This is a genomic window from Macrococcoides goetzii (genome assembly GCF_002742385.2).
GTDB classification, from domain to species: Bacteria; Bacillota; Bacilli; order Staphylococcales; family Staphylococcaceae; genus Macrococcoides; species Macrococcoides goetzii.
The window spans coordinates 156,095-179,701 of the sequence record NZ_MJBI02000003.1; the positions used below are offsets into that span (position 1 = coordinate 156,095).

Annotated in this window: 21 protein-coding genes; 7 read left to right on the forward strand and 14 right to left on the reverse strand. The window is 33.3% G+C overall.

Going from position 1 to position 23,607, the window contains the following annotated elements:
• Positions 1 to 166: 166 nt before the first annotated feature.
• Both BFS35_RS08725 and BFS35_RS08730 read right to left on the reverse strand, forming a co-directional pair.
• Positions 167 to 1,033, reverse strand: a complete 867-nt coding sequence (locus BFS35_RS08725; protein WP_099580221.1) for an aldo/keto reductase — start codon at positions 1,031 to 1,033, stop codon at positions 167 to 169.
• An 18-nt stretch (positions 1,034 to 1,051) separates the two neighbouring features.
• Complete coding sequence (locus BFS35_RS08730; protein ID WP_158554287.1) at positions 1,052 to 1,942, reverse strand: CobW family GTP-binding protein; 891 nt, start codon at positions 1,940 to 1,942, stop codon at positions 1,052 to 1,054.
• 269 nt (positions 1,943 to 2,211) lie between these two features.
• Here BFS35_RS08730 and BFS35_RS08735 point away from each other — a divergent pair, with 269 nt between their 5' ends.
• Entirely contained in the window at positions 2,212 to 2,649 is a 438-nt protein-coding gene (locus tag BFS35_RS08735) for a MarR family winged helix-turn-helix transcriptional regulator (protein WP_099580216.1), read from the forward strand.
• Positions 2,650 to 2,694: 45 nt separating this feature from the next.
• On the opposite strand, the gene BFS35_RS08740 is transcribed toward BFS35_RS08735, so the two are convergent.
• From BFS35_RS08740 to BFS35_RS08750, 3 genes are all read right to left on the reverse strand, one after another.
• Positions 2,695 to 3,531, reverse strand: a complete 837-nt coding sequence (locus tag BFS35_RS08740) for a DegV family protein (protein WP_158554288.1) — start codon at positions 3,529 to 3,531, stop codon at positions 2,695 to 2,697.
• Positions 3,532 to 3,657: 126 nt separating this feature from the next.
• Entirely contained in the window at positions 3,658 to 5,280 is a 1,623-nt protein-coding gene (locus BFS35_RS08745; RefSeq protein WP_099580212.1) for an amino acid ABC transporter ATP-binding/permease protein, read from the reverse strand.
• Positions 5,280 to 6,866, reverse strand: coding sequence for an ABC transporter ATP-binding protein/permease (locus BFS35_RS08750; RefSeq protein ID WP_158554289.1), 1,587 nt, complete (start codon positions 6,864 to 6,866; stop codon positions 5,280 to 5,282). Before BFS35_RS08750 ends, BFS35_RS08745 begins: the two co-directional genes overlap by 1 nt.
• 118 nt (positions 6,867 to 6,984) lie before the next feature.
• Between BFS35_RS08750 and BFS35_RS08755 the strand changes: the two genes are divergently transcribed.
• The 4 genes from BFS35_RS08755 to BFS35_RS08770 all read left to right on the forward strand — a co-directional run bounded on the left by BFS35_RS08755 (position 6,985) and on the right by BFS35_RS08770 (position 9,894).
• The gene (locus BFS35_RS08755; RefSeq protein WP_099580208.1) at positions 6,985 to 7,839 is read left to right on the forward strand and encodes an undecaprenyl-diphosphate phosphatase; all 855 of its coding nucleotides are present in this window, start codon (positions 6,985 to 6,987) and stop codon (positions 7,837 to 7,839) included.
• Between the two features lie 142 nt (positions 7,840 to 7,981).
• Positions 7,982 to 8,401, forward strand: coding sequence for a MarR family winged helix-turn-helix transcriptional regulator (locus BFS35_RS08760; RefSeq protein ID WP_099580206.1), 420 nt, complete (start codon positions 7,982 to 7,984; stop codon positions 8,399 to 8,401).
• A 106-nt stretch (positions 8,402 to 8,507) separates the two neighbouring features.
• On the forward strand, positions 8,508 to 9,446 hold the full coding sequence (locus BFS35_RS08765; RefSeq protein ID WP_099580204.1) for a hypothetical protein: 939 nt from the start codon (positions 8,508 to 8,510) through the stop codon (positions 9,444 to 9,446).
• Entirely contained in the window at positions 9,433 to 9,894 is a 462-nt protein-coding gene (locus tag BFS35_RS08770; RefSeq protein ID WP_099580202.1) for a YaiI/YqxD family protein, read from the forward strand. Before BFS35_RS08765 ends, BFS35_RS08770 begins: the two co-directional genes overlap by 14 nt.
• On the opposite strand, the gene BFS35_RS08775 is transcribed toward BFS35_RS08770, so the two are convergent.
• Positions 9,891 to 10,358, reverse strand: coding sequence for a GNAT family N-acetyltransferase (locus BFS35_RS08775; RefSeq protein WP_099580200.1), 468 nt, complete (start codon positions 10,356 to 10,358; stop codon positions 9,891 to 9,893). The two genes, BFS35_RS08770 and BFS35_RS08775, sit on opposite strands and share 4 nt — an antisense overlap.
• A 56-nt stretch (positions 10,359 to 10,414) precedes the next feature.
• On the opposite strand from BFS35_RS08775, the gene BFS35_RS08780 reads away from it, so the two are divergent.
• Positions 10,415 to 10,987, forward strand: coding sequence for an LOG family protein (locus tag BFS35_RS08780; protein WP_099580198.1), 573 nt, complete (start codon positions 10,415 to 10,417; stop codon positions 10,985 to 10,987).
• On the opposite strand, the gene BFS35_RS08785 is transcribed toward BFS35_RS08780, so the two are convergent.
• From BFS35_RS08785 to BFS35_RS08815, 7 genes are all read right to left on the reverse strand, one after another.
• Complete coding sequence (locus BFS35_RS08785; protein ID WP_099580196.1) at positions 10,972 to 11,424, reverse strand: 2-thiouracil desulfurase family protein; 453 nt, start codon at positions 11,422 to 11,424, stop codon at positions 10,972 to 10,974. The two genes, BFS35_RS08780 and BFS35_RS08785, sit on opposite strands and share 16 nt — an antisense overlap.
• Positions 11,408 to 11,977, reverse strand: a complete 570-nt coding sequence (locus tag BFS35_RS08790; RefSeq protein WP_099580495.1) for a GNAT family N-acetyltransferase — start codon at positions 11,975 to 11,977, stop codon at positions 11,408 to 11,410. Before BFS35_RS08790 ends, BFS35_RS08785 begins: the two co-directional genes overlap by 17 nt.
• Before the next feature lie 100 nt (positions 11,978 to 12,077).
• Complete coding sequence (locus tag BFS35_RS08795) at positions 12,078 to 14,456, reverse strand: immune inhibitor A domain-containing protein (protein ID WP_099580194.1); 2,379 nt, start codon at positions 14,454 to 14,456, stop codon at positions 12,078 to 12,080.
• A gap of 149 nt (positions 14,457 to 14,605) precedes the next feature.
• The gene (locus BFS35_RS08800) at positions 14,606 to 16,309 is read right to left on the reverse strand and encodes an immune inhibitor A domain-containing protein (protein ID WP_099580192.1); all 1,704 of its coding nucleotides are present in this window, start codon (positions 16,307 to 16,309) and stop codon (positions 14,606 to 14,608) included.
• Between the two features lie 4 nt (positions 16,310 to 16,313).
• Positions 16,314 to 17,861 (reverse strand): DNA-binding protein, encoded by a 1,548-nt coding sequence (locus BFS35_RS08805; RefSeq protein ID WP_099580190.1) that lies wholly within the window; start codon positions 17,859 to 17,861, stop codon positions 16,314 to 16,316.
• Between the two features lie 76 nt (positions 17,862 to 17,937).
• Complete coding sequence (locus BFS35_RS08810; RefSeq protein ID WP_099580188.1) at positions 17,938 to 18,231, reverse strand: hypothetical protein; 294 nt, start codon at positions 18,229 to 18,231, stop codon at positions 17,938 to 17,940.
• Between the two features lie 78 nt (positions 18,232 to 18,309).
• A complete protein-coding gene (locus BFS35_RS08815; protein ID WP_099580186.1) occupies positions 18,310 to 19,215 on the reverse strand; it encodes a DUF5068 domain-containing protein in 906 nt (301 codons plus the stop codon).
• Between the two features lie 146 nt (positions 19,216 to 19,361).
• Here BFS35_RS08815 and BFS35_RS08820 point away from each other — a divergent pair, with 146 nt between their 5' ends.
• Positions 19,362 to 19,868, forward strand: a complete 507-nt coding sequence (locus BFS35_RS08820) for a cupin domain-containing protein (RefSeq protein ID WP_099580185.1) — start codon at positions 19,362 to 19,364, stop codon at positions 19,866 to 19,868.
• A gap of 94 nt (positions 19,869 to 19,962) precedes the next feature.
• Here the strand turns inward: BFS35_RS08820 and BFS35_RS08825 are convergent, their stop codons facing one another.
• Complete coding sequence (locus tag BFS35_RS08825; protein WP_099580493.1) at positions 19,963 to 23,442, reverse strand: endo-alpha-N-acetylgalactosaminidase family protein; 3,480 nt, start codon at positions 23,440 to 23,442, stop codon at positions 19,963 to 19,965.
• Between the last annotated feature and the right edge of the window lie 165 nt (positions 23,443 to 23,607).

Genomic DNA, 23,607 nt, shown 5'->3' on the forward strand with positions numbered 1-23,607 from the left:
TTAATTTATCCCAACACCAAAGTCAATCTTTTTCATCCAAATTCATTCATGATAATTTATTTTTCTTAAAAAACGTCATAAAACGGTCATAGTTTATGAATAGATATAAAAAAACGTATGTTGTCAGTTAACAACATACGTAATTTATTCCTAGCATATACTATGTTTACAGAATATCTCTGCCTAATGCTGCAGTATAGATCATAAACCATTCATTATCAGTCAGACTTTGATTTTGTGCATGTAAAGCAACTTTTGTGCGTTCTAAACTTTGTGAACCGACAATCGGATGTATATTGTATGGCAAATGATTAATGAAACGATATGCAATATCATCAACTGTTGTGTTGTATTGATTCGCAATACCATTTAATACAGTCTGTACTTTTCCAGTCTCAAATATTTTGCCACCTGCTAGTGGGCTCCATGCCATGATATCAACCTGATTCGTTTTCATCGTTTCTAATGTGCCATCTTCAATATTTTCAAGATTGAGTGGTGATAATTCAACCTGATTATAATCAAGCGACAATCCTTCATGCTGCATTGCTTGATTTAAACGGTCAAACTGATGTGCTTTAAAATTTGAAACGCCAAATTGTTTAACATAACCTTTTTGTTGTAACTGCTTTAAAGTTCCAGCCACCACTTCAGCATCAAGTAATGGAGAAGGGCGATGTAATAATAATAGATCAATTTCATCCACCTTAAGTTCTTTCAAACTTCTTTCAACAGATGCTTCAATATGCGCTTTACTATAGTCATATTTATGAAAATCAAATTGTGGCATTGTCTTTGATCGTAACACAATACCACATTTCGTAACGATCTGCATTTTCTTTCTTAGTTCCGGTGTTAAGCTTAGCGCATCACCAAAAATCGTTTCACACGTATAGTCTCCATAAATGTCTGCGTGATCCATCGTAGTTACGCCTAGTTCAATGAGTTCGTGTAAATATCTATTTAAAGCTTCCTTATTATATTGCCATGTATTCAACCTCCAAAATCCCTGAACTACTTTTGACATTTCCATAACGTATTCCTCCGCCTTTTATCCGAATTGTAATAGATCTAATTGATTTAATAACTTTTCTTTATTTAATTGTTCACCGATAATGACTAACTTTAATGGTAGATTCATCATTTCTTCTTCGTATTGAGGTATGCCATATGCATATTGGAACAGCACAACCTGTGCAGGATTTTCTCTAAATTTAATAAATCCTTTTATCCGAAGAATTTCATCCGGTAAAGTTCTTAGCCACTCTACGAATTGTCGTGCATCTACTGCGCCACTAAACTCATATACGATTGATTGTATACCGTGATGCATATGTTTATGTTCATCAATATGAGCACCATAATAGTCAAGTTGTGCTGTGTCTAACGCACAATATGTAGTTTGTATCTGCTTTGCACTTGGATTGAGTTGTGTTACTTGCTGAACAATTTGTTGCTGCTCATCTTCAGTGACTAAATCCATCTTATTTAATATGACAATATGTGCATATTTCACTTGTTCTTCCATTAAATGCTTCACAGTGTAAGAGAATTTATTACGATCTAAAAATCTTGAGCAATCCAGAATCGTCGTTATATTTAAAACTTGAGCAATTTTAGTCACTGTTGGTTCGGTGCATGCATCGTAAATTTCTACAGGATGAGCCACTCCAGTTGCTTCTATAATAATAAGTTCAGGATGATGACGATGATAAAGATCATTTATTTGAATTGCAACATCACTTTTAAGATCACAGCAGATACATCCATTTAACAACTCATTATATGGGGTTTCCTCACCAAGAATTTTAGAATCAATATTAAAACCACCTAATTCATTCATAAGGATAGCAATTTTTTTGTTTTGATTCCTTTTTATGATTTGTGCAAGTAAGGTTGTTTTTCCACTTCCCAAAAATCCACTTATAATTAAAATATTCATTTTTCTCTCTTGATTCAAATCATTCATCTCCATTATTTAAATAATATGTATTATATTTAAAAACTTATTTATGTAATAAGTATAGACCTTTGAACTTATTAACAATTTATATACAAAAAGATTGTAAATTAGCTTGAAAAATGTTTATAAATATAATATGTTAATTAAGAACAAATTAGGTTATTTCGTGTTTATAGAGTATACTGATATTAAGATGTATACCTTTACATGACATTAATTGTTTAGCATACATATATAGGAGGCACAAAATGACAGAACATTTCAAGCTAGACAATCAGCTTTGTTTTAGCTTATACAACGCGCAAAGACAAGTAAACCGATATTATTCCAACAAGATCTTTAAGCAATATAACCTAACATACCCACAGTATCTTGTTTTACAAATACTCTGGACATCTTCTCCAGTTAACGTTAAAAAGTTAGTCACTGAACTTTCTTTAGATACAGGTACAATTTCACCGTTACTAAAACGTATGGAAACGAATGGTTTAATTACGCGTGTACGTTCAGAATTAGATCAACGTGAAGTATTTGTTCATCTTACAGATAAAAGCAAAGAAATTCAATCACACCTTGAAGGTGTTACAGATATATTAAAAGAAGTTTCTCAATTTACTGATGATGAATATAATGAATTCAGTAAGTTGCTGAATAAATTAATTCACAGCTTACGAGAACAAGAATAAATGAAGATACCGAACACAAATTTAAAATTTGTGTTCGGTATTTTATTATCGTTTAATCCATGAGATACCAATTGTACCATAACCCAAGTGTACACCTGCTACAGGTACTAATATTTCACTGACGATATTAATTTCAGGATACGCTTCTTTTAACCACTCGATATAAATATTCGCTTCTTCTTTGTCGCCACCATATACAACACAAATTTCTTTCGGTTTAAATTCAGCAAGATTTTTCTCAACCTGCTTTTTTACAGCATCTACTACTTTTTTCTTCGTTCTTACTTTATCTACTGGATATACACTGCCATCTTCAAATTGTAATACTAAATGAATATTCAATAATCCAGCCATAAAACTTTGTGTTTTTGACACACGACCACTTTTCTTCATTTGATCTAAATTTTTAGGATTTAGTACTAATACTGCATCTTCAGCATATCTTTTTAAAGTTTCTACGATTTCTTCGAATGATTTACCTTCAGCATTCATCTCTTTACCAGCTTCAATCATTGCTTTTATCGGATAACTACCGATCTTACTATCTATTACTGCTGAAGTAACATTTACTTCCTGACTCGCTATTACTGAACTTTGAAATGATCCAGTTAATTTACTTGAAGGATGTACTGCGATAATATGCGTATATCCTAATTTTTCTATTTCTTCATACACATCGTGAATCGCCTGAAAATTTGGTTGTGTCGTTTTTGCACCATCACCATATTCTTTAAGTAATGTGTAAAATTCTTCAACAGATAATTCTGCCTGATCCTGATAGTGTTTATCATTCAATATAACGCCCATCGGCACTACAAATGTATCTTTTTCACCAATAATACAGCCAGATGCCGTATCAGTAACCCATGCAATCTTGTTCATCATGTACCTCCTTTTATTTATTTTCATCATATCATAAAATGATTCAAATATTTAATTTATATAACAATATTTTATTTTAAAAGTTGCAATCTAGGTTCTGAATTAGATTATAATTAATATATTATTTTATACTGATAACAATTGTTTCTGAAGTAACTGATAAAACCTTGAATTTTGTTCGTGTAATATGGATCCTGGACCCTCTTCAATCATTTGCCCATCCTCAATGAGATAAAGCTTATCACAATGATTAAATACCGATAAATCATGCGAAACCATTATAATCGTTGTTGATTGTAATTGATTTAAATAATCAAGCATAATCTTCTGATTCGCTTTATCAACACCATTAAATGGTTCGTCCATTATCCAGACATCTTTATTGCGTAAAATCATACGTATAAAATGTAATCGTTTCTTTTCTCCACCTGATAAATTTTCGCCAAATGAGTGTATCACTGTTTCACTGTTAAACGGCAATTGAAAGTGTTCTAAAAGCTGATCTAACTGATGAGGATTTACATCTACAAACATATTTTCTGCAACAGTTCCATTGATAAAATGATTATGCTGTTCCATTACATTAAACATCTGTAAAAGATTAGCCGGTGTTTTTATCAACTTTCCGTTTAATAAATAATCACCTTTTATTATTTCTAATCCAAGCATAGTTTTTAATAACGTAGATTTACCTGCACCACTTTGTCCGGCGATACCCACAAATTCACCTTGATGAATAGTCATATTAATATTAGAAAGGCGTTGATCGACGGTTACATCTTTCAGCTGAATTGTATGAACCTTTTGTTCTATATTTTGATAGTAAACGCGTTCATTTAATATATCAAGATGATGTATCGATTGGTCCGTTTCTACTTTATGATATGGATAGTGAATCATAGGAATACTCATTTCAAAAAGTGTTATCGCTACCATAACGATGCTTAAATACATCAGTGTATTTCGTGTTGGATCAAACATCATTACATATATTACTAAAAATATAGCAATCATCGCGATAAGATTTAATAAAAAATCATACAGGATGATGATACTATGTTCTTTCTTAATTGCTTGTTCCATATTGCGTTGTTTTTGTACAAGCTGTTGCTGATAATTATCCGATTTATCAAATACTGCCAGTGCTTCCTGAGCAAGATGATAATCTAAAAGATGATGTTCAAATTGATTTGTTGTTTCTATTTTTTTATTCACTACCCTTTTTAGAAATCTTGTAATCACAGTCGGCAATAAGACGGTTAATAACAACATCGCAATAAATAATACGATAACTGCGTACATACTATACTGAGCATAAATACATACTACAATGACTGTAGTAATCATAGCGATGACAGGTGGATAAATCACTCTGAGCAGAAGATTCTGTAGTTTCTCAACATCATTTACAGTACGATTTAATAATGTTGATAAATGATATTTTGAATGAATTGTTATAAAATTTTCGAGTAAATGACGTACAGTTGTTACACGCACATCTTTTAACATTTCAAATGTAGCTTCATGACTAATGAGTCGTTCGAAATATTTACAGACCGCACGTACGACGCCAAATAATTTAATGGTCGCTACTAACGTCATTAAAGTATAGAGCGGTACTTGATAGGCACTTTTTGACAACATTAGTCCGCTAAGACTGAACATCCCGATTGCAGTGAGACCACCAATCGTTCCTATGATTATAGCGATGATAAGTGATTTTCTTGTCATTTTTGAAATATAGCGCACTATATCACCTCCGAAACTTTCACTTTGTCATGTATACTTACGCGACCATTCTTTACGCGCACTACATGTGATGCTGATTCTATCGTATGCTTATTATGGGCAATAATGAATACAGTACTTATGTCTTTTAGTTTATTGATTGCTTCATTTATGATGCGTTCACTGTCTATATCTAACATCGCTGTCGGTTCGTCAAAGATAACAAGTGCTTTAGGTTGAACGAAGACTCTCAATAACATTAATCGTCTTGCTTCACCACCTGATAATTGTCGGGCACCTTGACCGATGATGGTATCGTATCCTTCAGGCATATTCTTAAACAAGTCATGTAATTTTAATTGTTCTGCATATTGATAAACTATATTCTCGTCAATGTTCTGAAACATCGTAATGTTATTCATTATGGTAGTGTTTAATATTATTGGGTCCTGAGATAAATAGACGATATTATCTTTCAAATATTCTGGTAAAGTCATTTCACCTGTTGCATACTGCAGCTGAGCAATAACTTTAGCGAGTGTCGATTTACCAGCGCCACTCGGTCCTGCAATTACATAATGATGCATCGGTAATTCAGTATCGATTGATAATAGATAATCACTATCTGGATATGTCACATTCATATTGTTAAATGCGATTGTGTTTTTTTGGTGATACGAAATATTTGTTGTCTGCACCTGTTCATCTAACGAAGATTCAATAAGGTCACCGTATCCACTTGATTGTTTCCCGGTATGAAATGCGAGTCCTAAATCTTTTAAGGCATTGTAAAATTCAGGTGCTAACATAAGCACAACTACCGCCACATAAAATGATACTGTTTTAAATACGATGAGTGATAATCCAATTTCCAGAGCAATTATACCGATGGATAACATAGATACAAATTCAAGCATCAACGTAGATAAAAATGCCGTCTTTAATATTTTCATTGTATTATCTTTGTACTGTACGGAGTAATCTTCAATTTTCCCCATCGCTTTATCATCATATTTAAATAGTTTAATCGTCATAATTCCTTTCATGACATTTAAAAAATAATTTGAAAAATGATTTAATGACAGCATCTGATCCGTTGCTTTTTTAGCAGTATTGATACCGATGATAATATAAAAAATGGGTATAAAGGGCGCTGTGATACACATAATTAGTGCTGTCTGATAATGAAATTTAAATAGAAAAATGATGATGATTATTGGAATTAACATCGATTTATATACTTGCGGTAAATAATCAGCAAAAAATGGATGAACTCCTTCCACCCCCTGCTGACTTAAATTCATCAGTTCACCTGCATCATTATTTTTAAATAAAATCCTATTTCTTAATTTATTTTTTATCTTATGACTTAATAGATGCCCACTGTACTTTATTAGAGACTGGATGACCGCTCTGGAGACTAATATCAATAAAATTACAACTAAAGTCTGAGAGATTTGATATTGGTGGTTTGTTAAAATAAAATCAATGACTTTACCAATTTCTAAACTTTGTGTAATGATAATGACACTTAACATGATACTTAATATGAATAACAGTATATGAATACCGATAAATGGTTTAGTAAGTTGTGTTAAAAATTTCACATAATCCCTCCTCAAATGCATTATAGCATTTATTCTTCATTAAGTATAAATAGTGCATTCTGACGGATTATGCTATAATTTTATAGAATTTAAAAAGTATATTAAAGGTGGTTCACTCATGGAATTTTTCGAATTAATTAAAGCGCTCATCCTTGGTATCGTTGAAGGATTAACAGAGTTCGCTCCCGTATCATCAACCGGACATCAAATACTTGTTGATGATATGTGGTTACAAACAAAAGAAGTACTTGGTAGCCAGGAATCTGCAAACACATTTAAAATTGTGATTCAGCTTGGTTCAATTTTTGCGGCAGCCTGGATTTTCCGTCATCGTTTCTTAGAAATGTTTCATCTTGAAAAAGATAAGACACCACATCCATCCGGAAAAAAACTAAATTTATTACATGTCTTTATAGGACTATTACCTGCAGGAATCATGGGTTTATTATTTGATGATTTTATCGATGAGCATTTATTTTCTGTACCAACTGTATTAATCGGTTTAGCATTAGGGGCATTCCTAATGATCGCTGCAGATCTTTATGCTAAGAAAGTCCCTAATCCAACAACAGTAGATGAAATCAGTTACAAAAATGCATTAATTATCGGTATCGCACAATGTTTAGCATTGTGGCCAGGTTTCTCAAGATCAGGTTCTACTATTTCTACAGGTGTTCTGTTGAAGATGAATCATAAAGCAGCAAGTGACTTTACTTTTATTATGGCAGTACCCATTATGTTTGCGGCAAGTGCTAAAAGTTTAATCAGCAATATCGATTATATCCAGAGCAATCAGATTATGTTCTATATCGTAGGTTTCATCGGTGCATTTATTTTCGGTGTATTATCCATTCAATTATTCTTAAATTTAATCAGTCGCGTTAAACTAATTCCTTTCGCAATTTACCGTTTAGTATTAGTTGCTGTCATCGCAATTTTATATTACGGATTCGGCATTGGACATGGGATTTAACGATACTTTTTAATACAACTCACGCGTGAGTTGTATTTTTATTTCACTTTTTCATAGTGAAAAAAGTGATTTTTATTATATTTCTGATTCAATAAGTGATATAATAAATATATTATTTACTCAACACATTTAAGGAGCATTTATGCCACAAAATTCGTTAGACTATCAAATGTATCTTGCACAGCGTGAGATTATTAAATTTTATAATCGAAATTTATTAAAAAACAAACAATTAAGTTACCAACATTATCTTGTCTTAATGGTTTTGCATGAAGAAAAGGTGATGCCGGTACTTCAACTCGGAGAACGTTTAGCATTTCAATCCGGTACAATTACTCCCATCTTAAAAAAGATGGAAGCGCGTGGTATCGTCTCCCGTCATAGAAGTGATACTGATGAACGTATCGTGATGATTCAACTGACTGAGGAAGGTGAGTCATTAGTTAAAGAATTATTTAAAGTACCTCTTCAAATGTTTAAAGCGAGTAAATTAGAAGCTGAAGACTATAAAAAACTTATGGCATATAGTAAGAAAATAGTAGACAATGTCACATATGAATAGTTTTAAAAGATAACGAAGTTATATGAATAACTTCGTTATCTTTTTATATATAAGGGTAAATACTATATAATAATGACTATTAATAGGTTAAAAGGAGAATCAGGCTATGAAAAAAGAAACGATAAAATCAGTAGTTAATGTAGCTGCTTTAATATTAGTACCCCTTTATAATGAACGTCATCGCATAAAAGATCATGAAGAAGTTCAAAAAGCGACTGCCTTATCTTTGAAAGCGATGGATACTACAAAAGAAGTTGGCGTTAAAACGAAAGACAAAGTTGTACATACTTCTCATAATGTGGCGAAGGCTGCTCATACTGTTAAAAGTGCAACAGTGGGTACAGCTCAATTTGTGAGCCAAAAAACACAGGATAGTAAGAAAAAACATCAATATAACCAACAAATGAATTTATATAAAAAGAACGAGAAATTAGCTCAAAAAAATGAAAAGAAACTTCAAAAAGAAATTAATAAGTTAGACAAGAATTTATCTAAACATATTGAAGATCGTCGTAATGAAGAAGATAAAAATATAAATGCACGACAAAAAGAGCTAAAAATAGAAATGAAACAATATAAAAACTATGAAGCAAAACTACCTGAGGAAAATATTAATTTTGCGCCTGTACAAGTGAAAAAGGTAAATCGCAAAGATCAAAAAGCTATCAATCAGCTTGCAAAGAAATTAGAAGCAACAATGAACACACGTCACGCAGAAGAAGATAAAATAATCAAAGCGCAACAAAGCGCGATGATCAAAGAAATGAAAAAATACAAAAACTATAAGTTTAAAACCCCGAAACAAAAGCGTCCTCTATTTAACTTTAGTAAAACCGTATCAAACAGTAATGAAGAAGCAAATGCTAGTAATAATATACAGACACTATCACAACCATCTGCAAACACTCAAAATGTATCTGCATCTGCTACACCACAAAAAGAAAAGACACAAAAAACTGCTGTAAAAGCTGAAGAAAACTATGATAATGCGCAGTTATTTGAAAAGCATCGTCAGTTGATGGCGCAGCAAATTGACAATCGTTAATCGGATTATTGTCGATGCAGATAGTTCTCCTGTCATTCAGGAAGTGATTCATGTTGCAGAAAAATACGCGCTTAATGTGTTGCTCGTTAAAGACTTCGCACACTTTACAATGCAGGATTTTCCTGATTTTGTTGATACGAAATATGTTGATACAGGGAACGATAGTGCAGATTACGAAATTAAAAGGATTGCTACGAAGCATGATATTGTTATCACCGGAGATTATGGCTTAGCAAGTCTATTAATCAATCATGCTATCGTTATGCATCACAATGGCAATATGTATACGAAAGATAATATCGATTTATTGCTATTAACACGTTATCACAATCAGATTGAACGCAATGCAGGAAAACGAATTAAAGGTCCTTCAAAGTTTACAATGAATAATCGCCATACTTTTGTATCTCATTTAGAACAATGTATCGAAAAAAACTTAGCACCTTAAATGCTAAGTTTTTTTGATAATACTTTTAATTTTGATAATCCTTGACGCACAATGCGTTTCTCATCTTTAAATCCTGATTTTATAAAAGCATAATAGGCATCATTATTTACATTTACCATTAAATAAATCGCTGTAATTTCTGGATAATGTTCTAATAAATATCGCTCTAGTGCAGCGAGGGATGCTTTAAAATAACCTTTATTCTGCTCAGAAAAATTAATTGAAAGACCACGTAAGTAAATTGCATGTTGAGGTGCACCAATCGTCTCTAATATCTCGCCTGTCTCTAATGCAAATACACCGATGAGACGGTCCTGTTCTTCAATGATAAATGGGATGTATTGTGGTTTATTTCGTGATAGTATAAATCTTGGATGACCTGCATACACCATTTGTCTTACTGGTAATTCATAATGACTCAAATCGATGTCATTTACTGTGTCTACCGGTTTAATATTAATCAAGATATTCACTCCATTTCATTACAACTTATAATACCATAAAAGAAAGGATTTTTTACATGAAAAATATCGCTGTATATTGCGGATCAAATAAAGGGGTTCATCCTAACTATGAAATATTTGCTTCTGAACTTGGTAAAACACTCGTTAAAAATAATATAGGTTTAGTGTTTGGAGGCGGTAAAGTTGGTTTAATGGGTGTCATCGCTGATAGTGTCATCAATAACGATGGTCGCGCAATTGGCGTAATCCCAAACTTTTTACAGGAAAAAGAAGTGGCACACCCAAATCTAACGGAACTTTATACAGTAGATACGATGCATCAACGTAAAGATATGATGTCTTCATTATGTGATGGTTATATCATGATGCCAGGTGGCGCCGGAACACTTGAAGAATTTTTCGAAATATTTACTTGGGCGCAACTCGGCCTGCATCAAAAACCAATTGGCATACTGAATGTCGATGGTTTCTATAATCCATTAATCGAAATGTTAGAAAAAATGATTCAGGATGGATTTATCGGTGAACATTATCGTCATCTTGCCATCGTTGAAAGTGATCCTGATACATTGATTGACAAGATGAACAATGCAACACCCGTAAGTGTTAAGCGTTATGATGAAAAATAATCTTGTTCGCTCAACACTTTAATACCATTTCTAATTAACAAGGCGGTTGTAACACCTACGCCTTGTTTTTTTGTACCGCTAAATGTGCCATCATAGATTTGATCGTTACCACAACTTGGACTATTAGCCTTTAATATAACAGTATCTATATTTTCAGTTAATAGTATCTTTAATGTTGCTTCTGCACCTTTTACAAATGCTGCAGTTACATCTTTATTGTCAACCGTCACCACTTTTGCCTGTCCATCTAATACATCAAATCCGTCTCCATCAATAATCTCTGCTGGTTCACGTGGTACATTTAAGCCACCCAGAAGTTCGGGACAAGCATGTATCGCCTTACCTTCATTTATGAGTTCTATAAGACGTGTATCACCTTGCGAGCCACCATCATATCTTACATATGCTCCTATTAAACAACTACTGATTAATATCATTTATCTCACTTCCAGATAGATATTTGTGAAATAATACTTGTTCACAGAGTGGATGATTTTCTCTGATCAATGGATGCTGAAACGAACGTACATATGTCATATTTAACTTTTCCATAATTCTTCTGCTCGGTCTATTTATCAGGCTCGTATAACTATATACTTCTTTGATTCCTTTTTGCTGAGCATAGTGTAATACACCTCGTGCTCCTTCAGTAGCATAACCTTGATGCCAGAATGCTTTTCTTAGACGCCAGCCAATCTCATAACATGGCATAAAGGGTAGATTAAAATGCCTTGTCGGAATTAAATACTGCATCCCGATGAACCCGATAAATTCATTTGTTTCTTTTAAGGAAACTGCAAAAAGGCCAAGCTCATGTTGTGCAATTTCTGACTGCATCATATAAAAGGCAATTTCACTTCTCGCACTGCTCATTACATCCGGAAAATAACGTCGTACATCAAAATCACTATTCATTGCCTGAAATTTCGGTAAATCACTTTCCTGCCAATCTCTAAATAATAATCTCTCGGTCTCAAAATATATCATGATATCCTCCTGTTGATATAAATATACCAAATTCAATGTCCAACATAAATGAAGAGATGAAAAAAGAGTGAAACAAATAAATTTGTTCCACTCTTTCATTGAATTACTTATATACAATAATCTTCGCTGTCGTTTTATCTTTCGATTCGCCAACAACTTTTACTTTTAATCCATGTTTCGGTAAGATTTTACCTGCATGAGGTTGTGCTTTATTTGAATAATCTTTGCTGTCATCAAATAAAGCATTTGCAACTAATGATTTATCCACTAACGTAGATGTTTCATCTAATGTAACTTTAAGTGGATCTTGTTTTGTTAAACTAAATGCTGCATCACGCATCTGCCATTGTGTTGAAGCAGGTCCCGGACTTTCTCCATCCCAAACAAGTGCGTTTTGATCGGCATCAACGACACCTACATAACCTTCACCTGGATGTTTACCGACGTGGTTGTCACTAAATGATTCATCGACATATTCTACGATTAAACCTGGATTGTATGTTAAGAAGCCGTCGCCACGTTTAATATGTGCTAAACCACCATCAATCTTATTATGACTTCTCCATTGTAATAAATAATAGTTTTTACTGTATTTTTTACCGTCAGATACACTGAATCCATTTAATTCAAACTTCGGTGTAGTTTCAGCGCCATCTTCTAAGACGACCTTACCATCTGCAGTTACTTTTAAGTTATCTAAATATAATCCTGGTGCAATAAATCCACTATCAGTTTTATAAAGTACACGCAACTGAACTTTTTGACCGGCAAACTGATCTAGATTGAATTTAGCTTCAACAAATCCATCACTTTTACCATCGATACCATTACCCATATTAGATCCGCTATTTTCAGGATCATCATTATTCGTAATATTACCTTCTAGATTCGTCCATTTCTCACCATCAGTAGAAGCTTGAACATATGCATAGTCATAACCTTTTTCAATGTCATACCACGCATCAAATGTGAATTCAGCAGATTTAGTGCCTGTTAAATCAACAGAAGTTGACAGTGTTGTTTCTAAATCATTATCAGAACCACTATGATACAATTTAGAACCAGATTTAGGCGTTACAATGTTAGTAACTTTATCTGGTAACGTTACTTTCACTGCATCATCATTCGTACCTTTCGTTGTCGCTTCATCCAATAAAAATTCCTGTGGTACACTCGTTACATCTTTAATATCTACCTCACTACCTGTTTGCCAGTTACCACCATGAAAATCCTGTAACATTTCCTTCATGTATGGATCAAATCCTGTTGGCTCTGTACCAGGGATTTTACCAGCCCAGCTACCACTTGACATGATTGACCAGAATGAAACAGGTTCACCTTTACCTGAGTAAATTGTATCGTACTCATCTGGCAAGCCTAAGTCATGTCCAAATTCATGTGAGAATACGCCTGCAGCACCATCTTCAGGTTGAATCGTGTAATCAATTACTGCAAGCTCTCCTCCGAAGCGATCCTGACCTGATTTCGTATTTGGAATAGTATATGGCTCACCTTGTTCGTCAAAGTCTAAACTCCAGCGATGACTCCAGATAGCATCTGTACCTAGACGACCTCCACCAGCATCTTCACCAGGTGATGCGTGGATGATCATAACGTGGTCGACGATACCATCTTTTTCATTTAATACACCATCCCCATCAAGATCATATCGATCCCACTGATCATATTCCTCTAAATTGACGTTAGGATCTTTCGCTGCTGCTTCAAGCGCTTCTTTCACAAGTTCCTTCGGTCGTTGATCATTTCCATCAGCATCCGGATAATTTCCACCGTAATATGCTGCTTCATGTTTTGCTGTATACCAGCCATGCACTTCTCCTTCTAACGCGTAGCTGCCACCTGACTGATTATTATAATATTGCTGCATACTTACTAATGTTTCACCATTAGGACCTTTATATCCATCTTTACTAAACACCATGTCCTGGAAATGACTCATCGGATAATCTTCATAGAACATATCTGACTCTTCTTTAGTAATTGTAGAGTTTTTATAATCTGGAAAGTCGATTGCTAAAAGTAAGACTTTGTCTGTACGTTTTTCACCTGAATATACTTCAGGTACTACTGATGGTAAATTTTTAGCGTGTCCTAATTTTTTCCCTTTACCTTTTGTATATTTATTTTGTGCATTTTTTGCATTTTTCTTTGTTGTGACTTTATTATATTTCTTATCGAATGCACCTTTATTTTTTATGTATTTATTAGACTGTTCCTGCTTATGTTTTAGAAATTGTTGTACTGCTTTCTCTGCTTCAGCTCTCGATGCTGTTTTAGAAAGCATCCCTTCTTTTTGTAACATCTTAATTAATCGTTCTTCATTTGCAACACCCGCATCGAAACCACTGCCACTCATCGTCTGTACTTTCGTATCAGCATATGCTGCACCGCTTGTTAAACCAAGACTTGAAAACCCTAAAGATAACGCAAGTAGTGAAGAAAATAATTGTTTTTTTCTCATCGCTTAGCCCCCGAATGTTTTTAAATTTTTGTTTCTGAAATTATTATCTTCTAAATTTTCAGAATTGTAAATATATTTTTTAACATTTTTATTATTACAAATATGTAACAAAAAACAGGACAAGTTTGTTTGTCCTGTTTTTAAAATAATTATTTAAATATGCTAATCTTAGCAACCGTACCGTCTTCATTTTGATCTTCAACTTTAATCTTTATACCAAGTTGTGGCAATATACGACTACTGTCTGGTACCTGCATGCGATCTCTAGCAGATAAACTATAGCGTTTATCTGTAAATAAAGTTACAGGTTTAGTTGATTTTTTCTTAAAGAAATAATTTTTTGCTTTGTTAAACTGACCATAACTCTTCGTATTAAATGGTGCATCAAACACTTGCGTATCCGACATTGGTATTAAACCATCTGGTGTTGTGATATTTGATGGACTAGCATCAACGACACCAACTAAACTTTTACCGAAGTGTTTGGATAAATTTGCGTTATCCGGGTACGTTTCATTCACATACCAGATTAATAAACCTTTACCATATTGATTGATGCCAAAAGGATCTTTAATATGCGAAAGTCCTCTATCCACACCGTTATGTGAACGCCATTCTAACAGATAATAATGATTATAGTTTTTCACTTTGCCATTCTTATCTTTCTTTCGTATTGGTGGTAAGTTCACTTTCACAACATCATTATTCACACCTTTAATACTTGCCTGATCTAATAGATAATATCTTTTTTTCGAAGAGATATTCTTATAGTTCACTTCACTGCCTAGTATCCAGTTTCCACCGTAAATTTGTTGTAAATCTGACTTTGCAAATGGACTTAAACCGACTGGTTCCATACCAGGAATAATGCCGGCATCTGCGCCATAACTCATTAATGACCAGAATCTTACCGGTTCTCCGGCATGACTATTTGCATTCGGTGCTGTATCATACTCATCAATCAAACCAAGCATATGTCCAAATTCATGTGCGAATGTACCTACTGTACTATCTTCAGCTAATATACCGTATTCAGCGATACCAAGACGATTTTTATAGAATTTTGAATGCTTGCTATAAGTCCCTGGAATAGATTTTGGATTACCATTTTTTGAAAGCTCTACTTCAGAAACATGTTCCCAAATTGAATTCTGTAAGAACTTACCGCCGCCTTCACTCTCACCGATACCACTAAATACAACGACAAATTTATCGACGATGCCATCCGGTTCTTTCATATTACCATCCTGGTCTAAATCATAATAGTCATATTGGTCGTATTTACTCATATCGATACTTTTATCTTGAGCTGCATGCGTAGCTGCTTCCATAATTAATTCAGTTACTTTTTCATCTTCATTATGTCCATAGTAATTTAGAGGATGTTTCGCACGATACCATCCTGTTACTTGACCTTGTAGTTCTAAACTATTTCCAGACACGTTCTGATAATACTTTTTAATAGAATCATACTTTTTCTGATCAGGTCCTGTAATTGAATCTCCAAAGAATAACTGTTCATAATATGACTTATCATAAACTTTACGATAATTTTCAGTATCAGCTTTCGTCAAAGTAGATGCTGGACTATTGCTAAAATCCATCATCACGACGAGCACGTTTTCTTTCATCGGTTGTTCACGATAAATCCTTTTCTTAAATGCCGGCACTTTATTTGCAACAGTAGAACTCGATTTAAGTACTGGTTCATTCACTTTAATCTTATCGGTATTATCAAACTTAATTTCTTCTTCTGTCTTTGGTACTTGTGTATTTGTGGCATATGCCATACTCGTTGGTAACAATACAGTTGAAATAGCTGCTATTGATAATGTTTTAATGAATTTATTCACTGCCTTACCTCACAATCATCTTTTCTTTTTGTATTAATTGATTTTTTGCATATATATTAATCGTTATCTCATCGTTCGCCTCTCTTGCTATCTTACCATGAAAATAGCTATGAAAACGATTTTCATTTCTTTTAGTATCATAAGCACGGGACTGTCCGGGCGGATTGCCGTCAAAAAGACCGACTTGCTCTCCATCTGCATCAATCAGTTCAATTGAAACTTGATTTAGCTGTTCCTGAGTATATACATCCACGGTGAAACGCTGACCGATACTTACCGTCTTTGGATACTGTACGTCGATTTTACTTCCCGTTATCGTTTTATCCTGTGTGGTTTTATTATCTGTATTATCTTTTTTATTTATTGATTTATTATTCTGTTGATGCTCGTTACCTGGTACAGCTACATGCTTTGTATCTTTACCAAAACTACCCGGTTCAAAAGTTGATGGATCATACCATTTATAATCATGTCCAGGTGTTCCCCAAGGCTCACGTTTCGGTTCAGTCGATTGCTCTGGTATTTCAAATTTTAGCACTTTTGTTGGTTTATCTAAAGAAACCTTACCCTTCAAGGAAGAATAGTCTTCCTGTTTCATCATCCATTGTATGAGATTTTCCATTAAAGCTTGATGATCCATCTCGCGAATTCCATCGTATGTCTGCTTTTGCTGACCATTATCTTCACGCACATATTTTGGTGTGCTATCTTCAACGATTGATGAATCACCGATAAATACGGCTTTACCTTTCCCTAGTTTACTAATCGCAATAAAGGCCCCCTCATCTTTAAAACCATTCGTATAGACCCCTTGATCTACCGCATGCGACCATTTATCATGTTTTGATAATTTTTCAGGGTAGATGATGCCTTTAGCGATTTCGGGATTTGTTATCATGATTGTGCTGCCGGCATGCATATTTACTTTCTCAACATCATCAAGCAAACCGAAAGCATTATCTTCATCCTTCGTTGACAATACGACATCATCTAATGCATTATATCTGAATCGTACTCCAAATGTTTCACTTAGAAAGTCGCTTGAAGTAACACCCTGCATTCTGTCAGCATTTATTTCATCCTGTGACATACCTTTTGTAATATTGTGAAATGCACCACGTCGGTATCCATTAAAAATTTCCGAAGCATCAAAGCGATTTAAATTTCTGTCGGCGTTATAATGATCTGCAATCATCATGATGCTACCACCTCTATTGACATAATCTTTAATCGCTTGTTGCTCACTTGACTTTAAAGGTATATTAGGTTCTGGCATAATAAATGCTTTATATCGTTTTAATAACTTCAGTGTAATCTCTGTCTGATAATCTGTAGAAGCAGTCGTAAAACCTAACTTATTAATGTCATCATTAAACGTAGAAAAGCCACCATCGATAACCCAATCCGCTTCACCAGCAGTCACGCCATGTGAAGCATCAAATAATATTTCGCTTGCGTCATTAGATTTAAGATTTGTTGTGTTTGATTCATTTGATGAATTACATGCAGTCAGAAATATCGTTGCTGCAAATAGTACTGTGATTTTTTTCATAAGTATCCTCATTAAAATAGTGTATTAATATATATTATGACATATACATTAACACACTACTGTAAATTTATTATTTTTATTTTGTTTTGTAAGAAATTAATCTCACTTTCACTTTGTCAGTTTGCAGATTAACGTCAGCATCTTTTGGTATTGTTACTGTTACATCCGTTAAATCATCAGATTCATTGAATTCATAAGTAACTAAATAACTTTCAAAATCCTGATCAAAGTTTGGTTTCTGTGCAACGATGCGATTGATATCTCCATAGCTATCTTTAACAGTATAACCCGTGATTGCTTCAAGTTCACGTGCTATCTCTGATAATGTAAATGATTTGCCTTCCAGCAGTACAAATTTCTCTTCATGCATATTGAACGCCTCCGTAGTCTTTTCTTCTATATTCCCGATTCTATCAGTAAAAAACATTCAAAATAGCCATCTCTTTAACTACTGAATTACATATCCTTTTGACTGCGTATTTGTTTTATCATTCATATCTTTTGATTGGGATACGCCACCATTAATAAATAGACGCGCTTTACCAGATTCAACTTTTTTATAATCTACTTTATTAATTGCGATTGATTTATAGCTTATCGTTTTTTCCTTTGGTGCATATTCACTGTAATTATTTTCACTTTTCTTCATTGAACTTTCCTGTAATTCTGGTGGTATGAAAGAAGCATTTTCTGAAAATATTTTCTTATCACCTAAATCCAGCACACCGATATTATTATAATATAACGGCTTATCTAAAGTATTCTCTGCAGTTACTTCATAAATCAGTACATAACCTTCTGTCTCACCATCAAACAGTACGACCTGATCTTTAGGCATATCTGTTACTTTAAATATTTGTATACGGTTAATTGATGTTTTCATGCCAGAATCATTAAAGTTAAGTCCTACATTGCGAATCGATTTAATCGTTTGAATTTTGCCATTTGTACTTGCTGCAATTGTATTGGGCATAGTCGCTTTATTTCTTGCCTGTGCTGTTTTCTTTTCTTTCTGTGCACGCACTTTAGCTTCCTGTTCAGCTTTTTGTTTTGCGATTAATCGATTGCGTCTATCGATAGCTTCCTGCTTTTTCTTCGCAGCTTCTTCACGCTTAATCTGTGCTTTTATTTCAGCTTCTTTTTCTTTTTTCAGCGTATCTATTTCAGACTGCTTTTCTTTAATTTCTTTATCGATCGATTTATTATCTTCCTGTAATGATTTATATTCTTTTTCTGATTTATCTTTTTGCTGCTTTAATGATTCAATATCTTTTTTAATTGCTGTTGTATCATCATTACTACAGCCCGTTAAAAATAAAGCACCTGAAATTGCTAAGTACGCAAAGTTTTTCAAGTTAATCCCACCTTCATCATTCTGTCTTTATTTTAACATAGAATATAAATTTCGTATGGAATTAACATTTGGTTAAAATCTTATCTTTTGCTTTATAAAAAGAAATAACGAACAATAAGAATATATCAATACGAGGAGGAATATTTATGAAATATAAAATTATTCATAGCCCGGTATCAAAAAGCACACCGAATCACATGATTCTACCTGTAATCGTCTATCAGGATGTTGACGGAGATTTTACTGAAATATTTAAACAGAATCAATGGACAGGTATATGGACAAATGGTGTATTTGACTATCATCATTTCCATCCTAATACACATGAAGTGCTTGGTATTGCTTCAGGTGAAGCAACTTTGATGATTGGTGGTGAATCAGGAAGTCAGTTAAAAGTAAAACAAGGTGATGCATTACTTCTACCTGCAGGCTATGGTCATAAACGTATCGAAGCAAGTGAGGATTTTAAAGTTGTGGGTGCATACCCAACAGATATTGATGTTGAAACGTTAACAAGTTATGAAGACATCCAAACAATTAACAGTACGATAAATAGTGTAATGTTACCTGAACATGATCCTATCGAAGGTGACAAAGGTATAATGTTTAAAGAATGGCACAATATTTATCATTGTAGTACTTACGTGAAATAATGATAAAAGGAGCAGAAATTTAATTCTGCTCCTTTTATATTAAAACCACTTCTTTATTCTGAAGTAGCCCTATTTAATAAATATTGTAATCTTATTATTTATCTTCATTTACAGGTTTAATCGTTAGATTGTCTATCACAAAATCTTTCATTCCTTCAAAATTGATTTGATTATTATTTTTTACATTTCTTAAATCTGGCGCTTTATTCGTTGAATATATACCAATCCAAGTATCACCATTTTCTCCACCAGTTACATTAAACGTTATACGCTTAGGTTTTGATTCATCAATCGTATTATTTAATGGTATTTTTTTGAAATCTTTATTAACATCTATACTGCCATTACCTGTTGCAAAAGCATATGTTCCATCTGAGCCTGACTCATAATCAAATGACACTTCATAAGTTACACCAGGTTTGAAATAATAATTTTGTGGAATCGTTTGTATCACCATTTTATTTTTCCCAGTTAATCCATTTACCTTTAATGACCAATCTCCACCAATTACATCATTTAACCTTTTATTATTCCAGCCTCTTTGCGTATATGGTGCATTTTTTTCAGAGAGATGCACTCTATTATCTTCTACACCTTCAGCTTCTGATACTACAAATGGGAACAACCCTTGCGGTACTTTTTCAAAATCTTGATTAAATTCACTGTTGTTCATAAGTTTACTATCATTTTTCACAATTCTTAAATCATCAAAATATGTTTCTCCCTCTCCTTTTTCTCTATGGATTGTTAAATCAATATTGCCTGATTGTGGTGCTACGAAATATACATACATGTTTTGGAAATAGCTACCTTGATTTTTTTTAGTTTCCGATTCTTTACTTGTATTATGAGCATCGGCTTTTACGTAATTTTTAGCAATCGATTGAGATGTAGATGTCGATGAAATGATTTTGTTTCCTTTTGAAACTGATATGCTCGCTTTATTTTCACTTCTATTATCTACACCAACATATAGTGCGTACTGTTGACCAGGAACTAATCCTTTAATTTTTTGTGTTAAAGAAGTATCAACTTTACTATCTTGAATTTTTAACATCTCATTACCTGAAACTGATTCAGCAATACTGATACTACCTTTATCTCCTCTTACTTTCCATTGATCAATTCTTTCGCTGTTAAATCCAGTATCATCAATAAGTGTACCTTCGCTCCAAACCATCTTTTCTTCTTTTTGTTTCGAACCATATATTACATAAGGTGTTTCACTTTCAATGTCTTTCAAAGTAATTGTGTTATTTTTTAAATCTAACTGATCAACCAGTTCTTTTCCTGTATCAGTTAATTTATATACAAAAGCTTTTTTGCTGGACCAATTATTTGGTAATTCCCAACTTGATGTGCCACCTTCAACGCTATAGTGGTATAATTTAGAATCTTTTACAGGTAGTAATTTACCATTTTGATCCCAATACCAAGGTAAGAGATATTTTTCTCCATCTAGTATTACTTTATTATTTAAAGTCATTGTTCTTGAGCGATAGTTTTTTATATCATTCTCATAATCATTCGATTTACGTTCAACAATAACCTTATCTTTATTTTCATTTTGCAATTCAACCAACATTTCTGGTGTCCAGTTAATCGTTTGACCATTTGCAGTCATTTTAACAGGTTGACCATTTTCTATACGCATCACTTTATAATGTTGTAAAAATTTTGTTGGTACGTTCGTTTTAAATATATTTTTTATATAATTTGGATAATCATTTCGACCTTGCCATCCTTCGAAATCTTTCATATCATAGCCGCCTAATAAAGGAAAATCTGCTGCACCAGAATATTGTGGATAATTACCTACCCATGAATCTTTTTGATGATTTCTTATAAATCTTGCAACCTCAGAATTTATGCCTTTATATTGATACCCACCGTATGTTAAGTCCGCAGCCCAGTGCTGGAAAGTTGAATCATACTCCATACCATGACCCCATTCAACGCCGACTCGCCATCCTAAATCAGTAATCTCTTTTGCTAGTTGATGTGAAGCCCATGCCTGATTATTTCCTGACTGGTTATTTCCCCAAACATCTACATAAATGAAATCCAGTTTATCTCCAACAACCTCTTTAAATTTTTTAAATCTTTCAGCTCTTCCATGTGTTAAATCATAATCTGCGTCGATATTGAAACCTTGGTCTAGCCAGTTCCATCCATAGCTATAAGAACCATCTGAATTCTTTCTTAATAAATCCGGATTAAAGACTTTTGATTCAGGATACGTTTCTGATGCGTTTATATGCACCCCGAACTTAGCACCATATGAAGCTCCTTTAGATAATAACGTATTTAAGTCTTCTTTGCCGCCCATCCTTTGTCCAACATTAGCATAATCTAAATGACCTGAATCGTGACCTTCACTACCATAACCTTTCAATAAAATAGATTGCCCTAGTCCATCAGTATTTAATGAGAATTTTTTAACACCATCCAAAGTCTTTAAGAAAGGATTTTGAGCTTGTGAACCAAAATTCATTGCTATTCTATAGCCTACTAAATCAGGGACTTCTTCAAATTTATAAGGATTGTTCATAATATCACGATAGCGGATTGCTCCATCTTGCCAATCAATCTTGTTATCTGCGTTCTCATCCTGTGCAATCGCTACTTTTACATGTGGTAATAAACCTTGTTCTTTTGCACTTTTATGTTGAAGTGTCGGCTGAATGATCCAAGGCGCAGCTGTTAAACCAACAGACTTAACTTTACCGTCATCATGAGCTATTGCAGAAACTCTTAGAAAATCTTGTTCCCCAGAATTTCCGACTTGTGCATTACTCCAGAGACCAGCACTATAATGGTCATTTGAAATAAATCCATACATACCATAGTCTAGAAACTCACTATTAAATGATTTATCTACTTTATATTCTTTATCTCCGCTTTTCATTGTGTTAGTTGACATTTTCGTCAGTTTCAATGTCGCATCTTTTTCACCTTCATTAACTGAAACGAGTGCATGATCATAAAATCCAAATGAACGAATATAATTCTCAGGATCGTTCGAATGATTAATATAGTCAGTCATTTGTAATTCAATATTATTTTGCATTACAGCTAAATTAAAAATAAATGTTGCATCAATTGAACCGGATTCATTTTTTACATCTAATCGATATTCACTTTTTGAATTATTGATTTTTTTATAGGTTGTTTTCGCTGGCAATAGCTCTCCATTTACAATAACTTCATTGTTTTGATATGTCTGACCATTTACTTTTGTTCCATCTTTTAAAATATATTCTTTAATCGTCGGAAAATTTTCATCTACTTTAATCGTCATAGTATCAGATTTAAGGACATCCATACTATTTTTATTTTTAATTTCAGAAGATTGTTTAATTTTTTTATTTTTAGTTATACCATCTTTACTATTTCCTTTACCATTATTATTTTGTTCAAGAAGTATCTCCGGTGTTAATTTTTTTGAATTTTCTTTAGTTTGTTCTGCTTGAGCATTTACACCTGTTCCAAACAGAATGGTTATACCCAATAATGACGATGCAACACCAGTTGAAAACTTTCTAATACTAAATTTTCTTTTTTTCCTATACATAACAAACACTCCTTTTATTTTTTAATAATTTAAATATATATTCATTAATATTTTTTGTAAACCCTTTCAACCATTGAATTAAAGCTATTTTCACTGAATTTAAAATTGGTATTATTATTTTTTTATTCGCTATTATTTTATTAAAATCTACTGCCGATTGAATTC

Coding starts and splice junctions, on each gene's coding strand:
- BFS35_RS08725 (WP_099580221.1), bottom strand. CDS start 1,033: ATGGAAATGTCAAAAGTAGTTCAGGGATTTTGGAGGTTGAATACATGG.
- BFS35_RS08730 (WP_158554287.1), bottom strand. CDS start 1,942: ATGAATATTTTAATTATAAGTGGATTTTTGGGAAGTGGAAAAACAACC.
- BFS35_RS08735 (WP_099580216.1), top strand. CDS start 2,212: ATGACAGAACATTTCAAGCTAGACAATCAGCTTTGTTTTAGCTTATAC.
- BFS35_RS08740 (WP_158554288.1), bottom strand. CDS start 3,531: ATGAACAAGATTGCATGGGTTACTGATACGGCATCTGGCTGTATTATT.
- BFS35_RS08755 (WP_099580208.1), top strand. CDS start 6,985: ATGGAATTTTTCGAATTAATTAAAGCGCTCATCCTTGGTATCGTTGAA.
- BFS35_RS08760 (WP_099580206.1), top strand. CDS start 7,982: ATGCCACAAAATTCGTTAGACTATCAAATGTATCTTGCACAGCGTGAG.
- BFS35_RS08765 (WP_099580204.1), top strand. CDS start 8,508: ATGAAAAAAGAAACGATAAAATCAGTAGTTAATGTAGCTGCTTTAATA.
- BFS35_RS08780 (WP_099580198.1), top strand. CDS start 10,415: ATGAAAAATATCGCTGTATATTGCGGATCAAATAAAGGGGTTCATCCT.
- BFS35_RS08785 (WP_099580196.1), bottom strand. CDS start 11,424: ATGATATTAATCAGTAGTTGTTTAATAGGAGCATATGTAAGATATGAT.
- BFS35_RS08795 (WP_099580194.1), bottom strand. CDS start 14,456: ATGAGAAAAAAACAATTATTTTCTTCACTACTTGCGTTATCTTTAGGG.
- BFS35_RS08805 (WP_099580190.1), bottom strand. CDS start 17,861: ATGAAAAAAATCACAGTACTATTTGCAGCAACGATATTTCTGACTGCA.
- BFS35_RS08810 (WP_099580188.1), bottom strand. CDS start 18,231: ATGCATGAAGAGAAATTTGTACTGCTGGAAGGCAAATCATTTACATTA.
- BFS35_RS08820 (WP_099580185.1), top strand. CDS start 19,362: ATGAAATATAAAATTATTCATAGCCCGGTATCAAAAAGCACACCGAAT.
- BFS35_RS08825 (WP_099580493.1), bottom strand. CDS start 23,442: ATGTATAGGAAAAAAAGAAAATTTAGTATTAGAAAGTTTTCAACTGGT.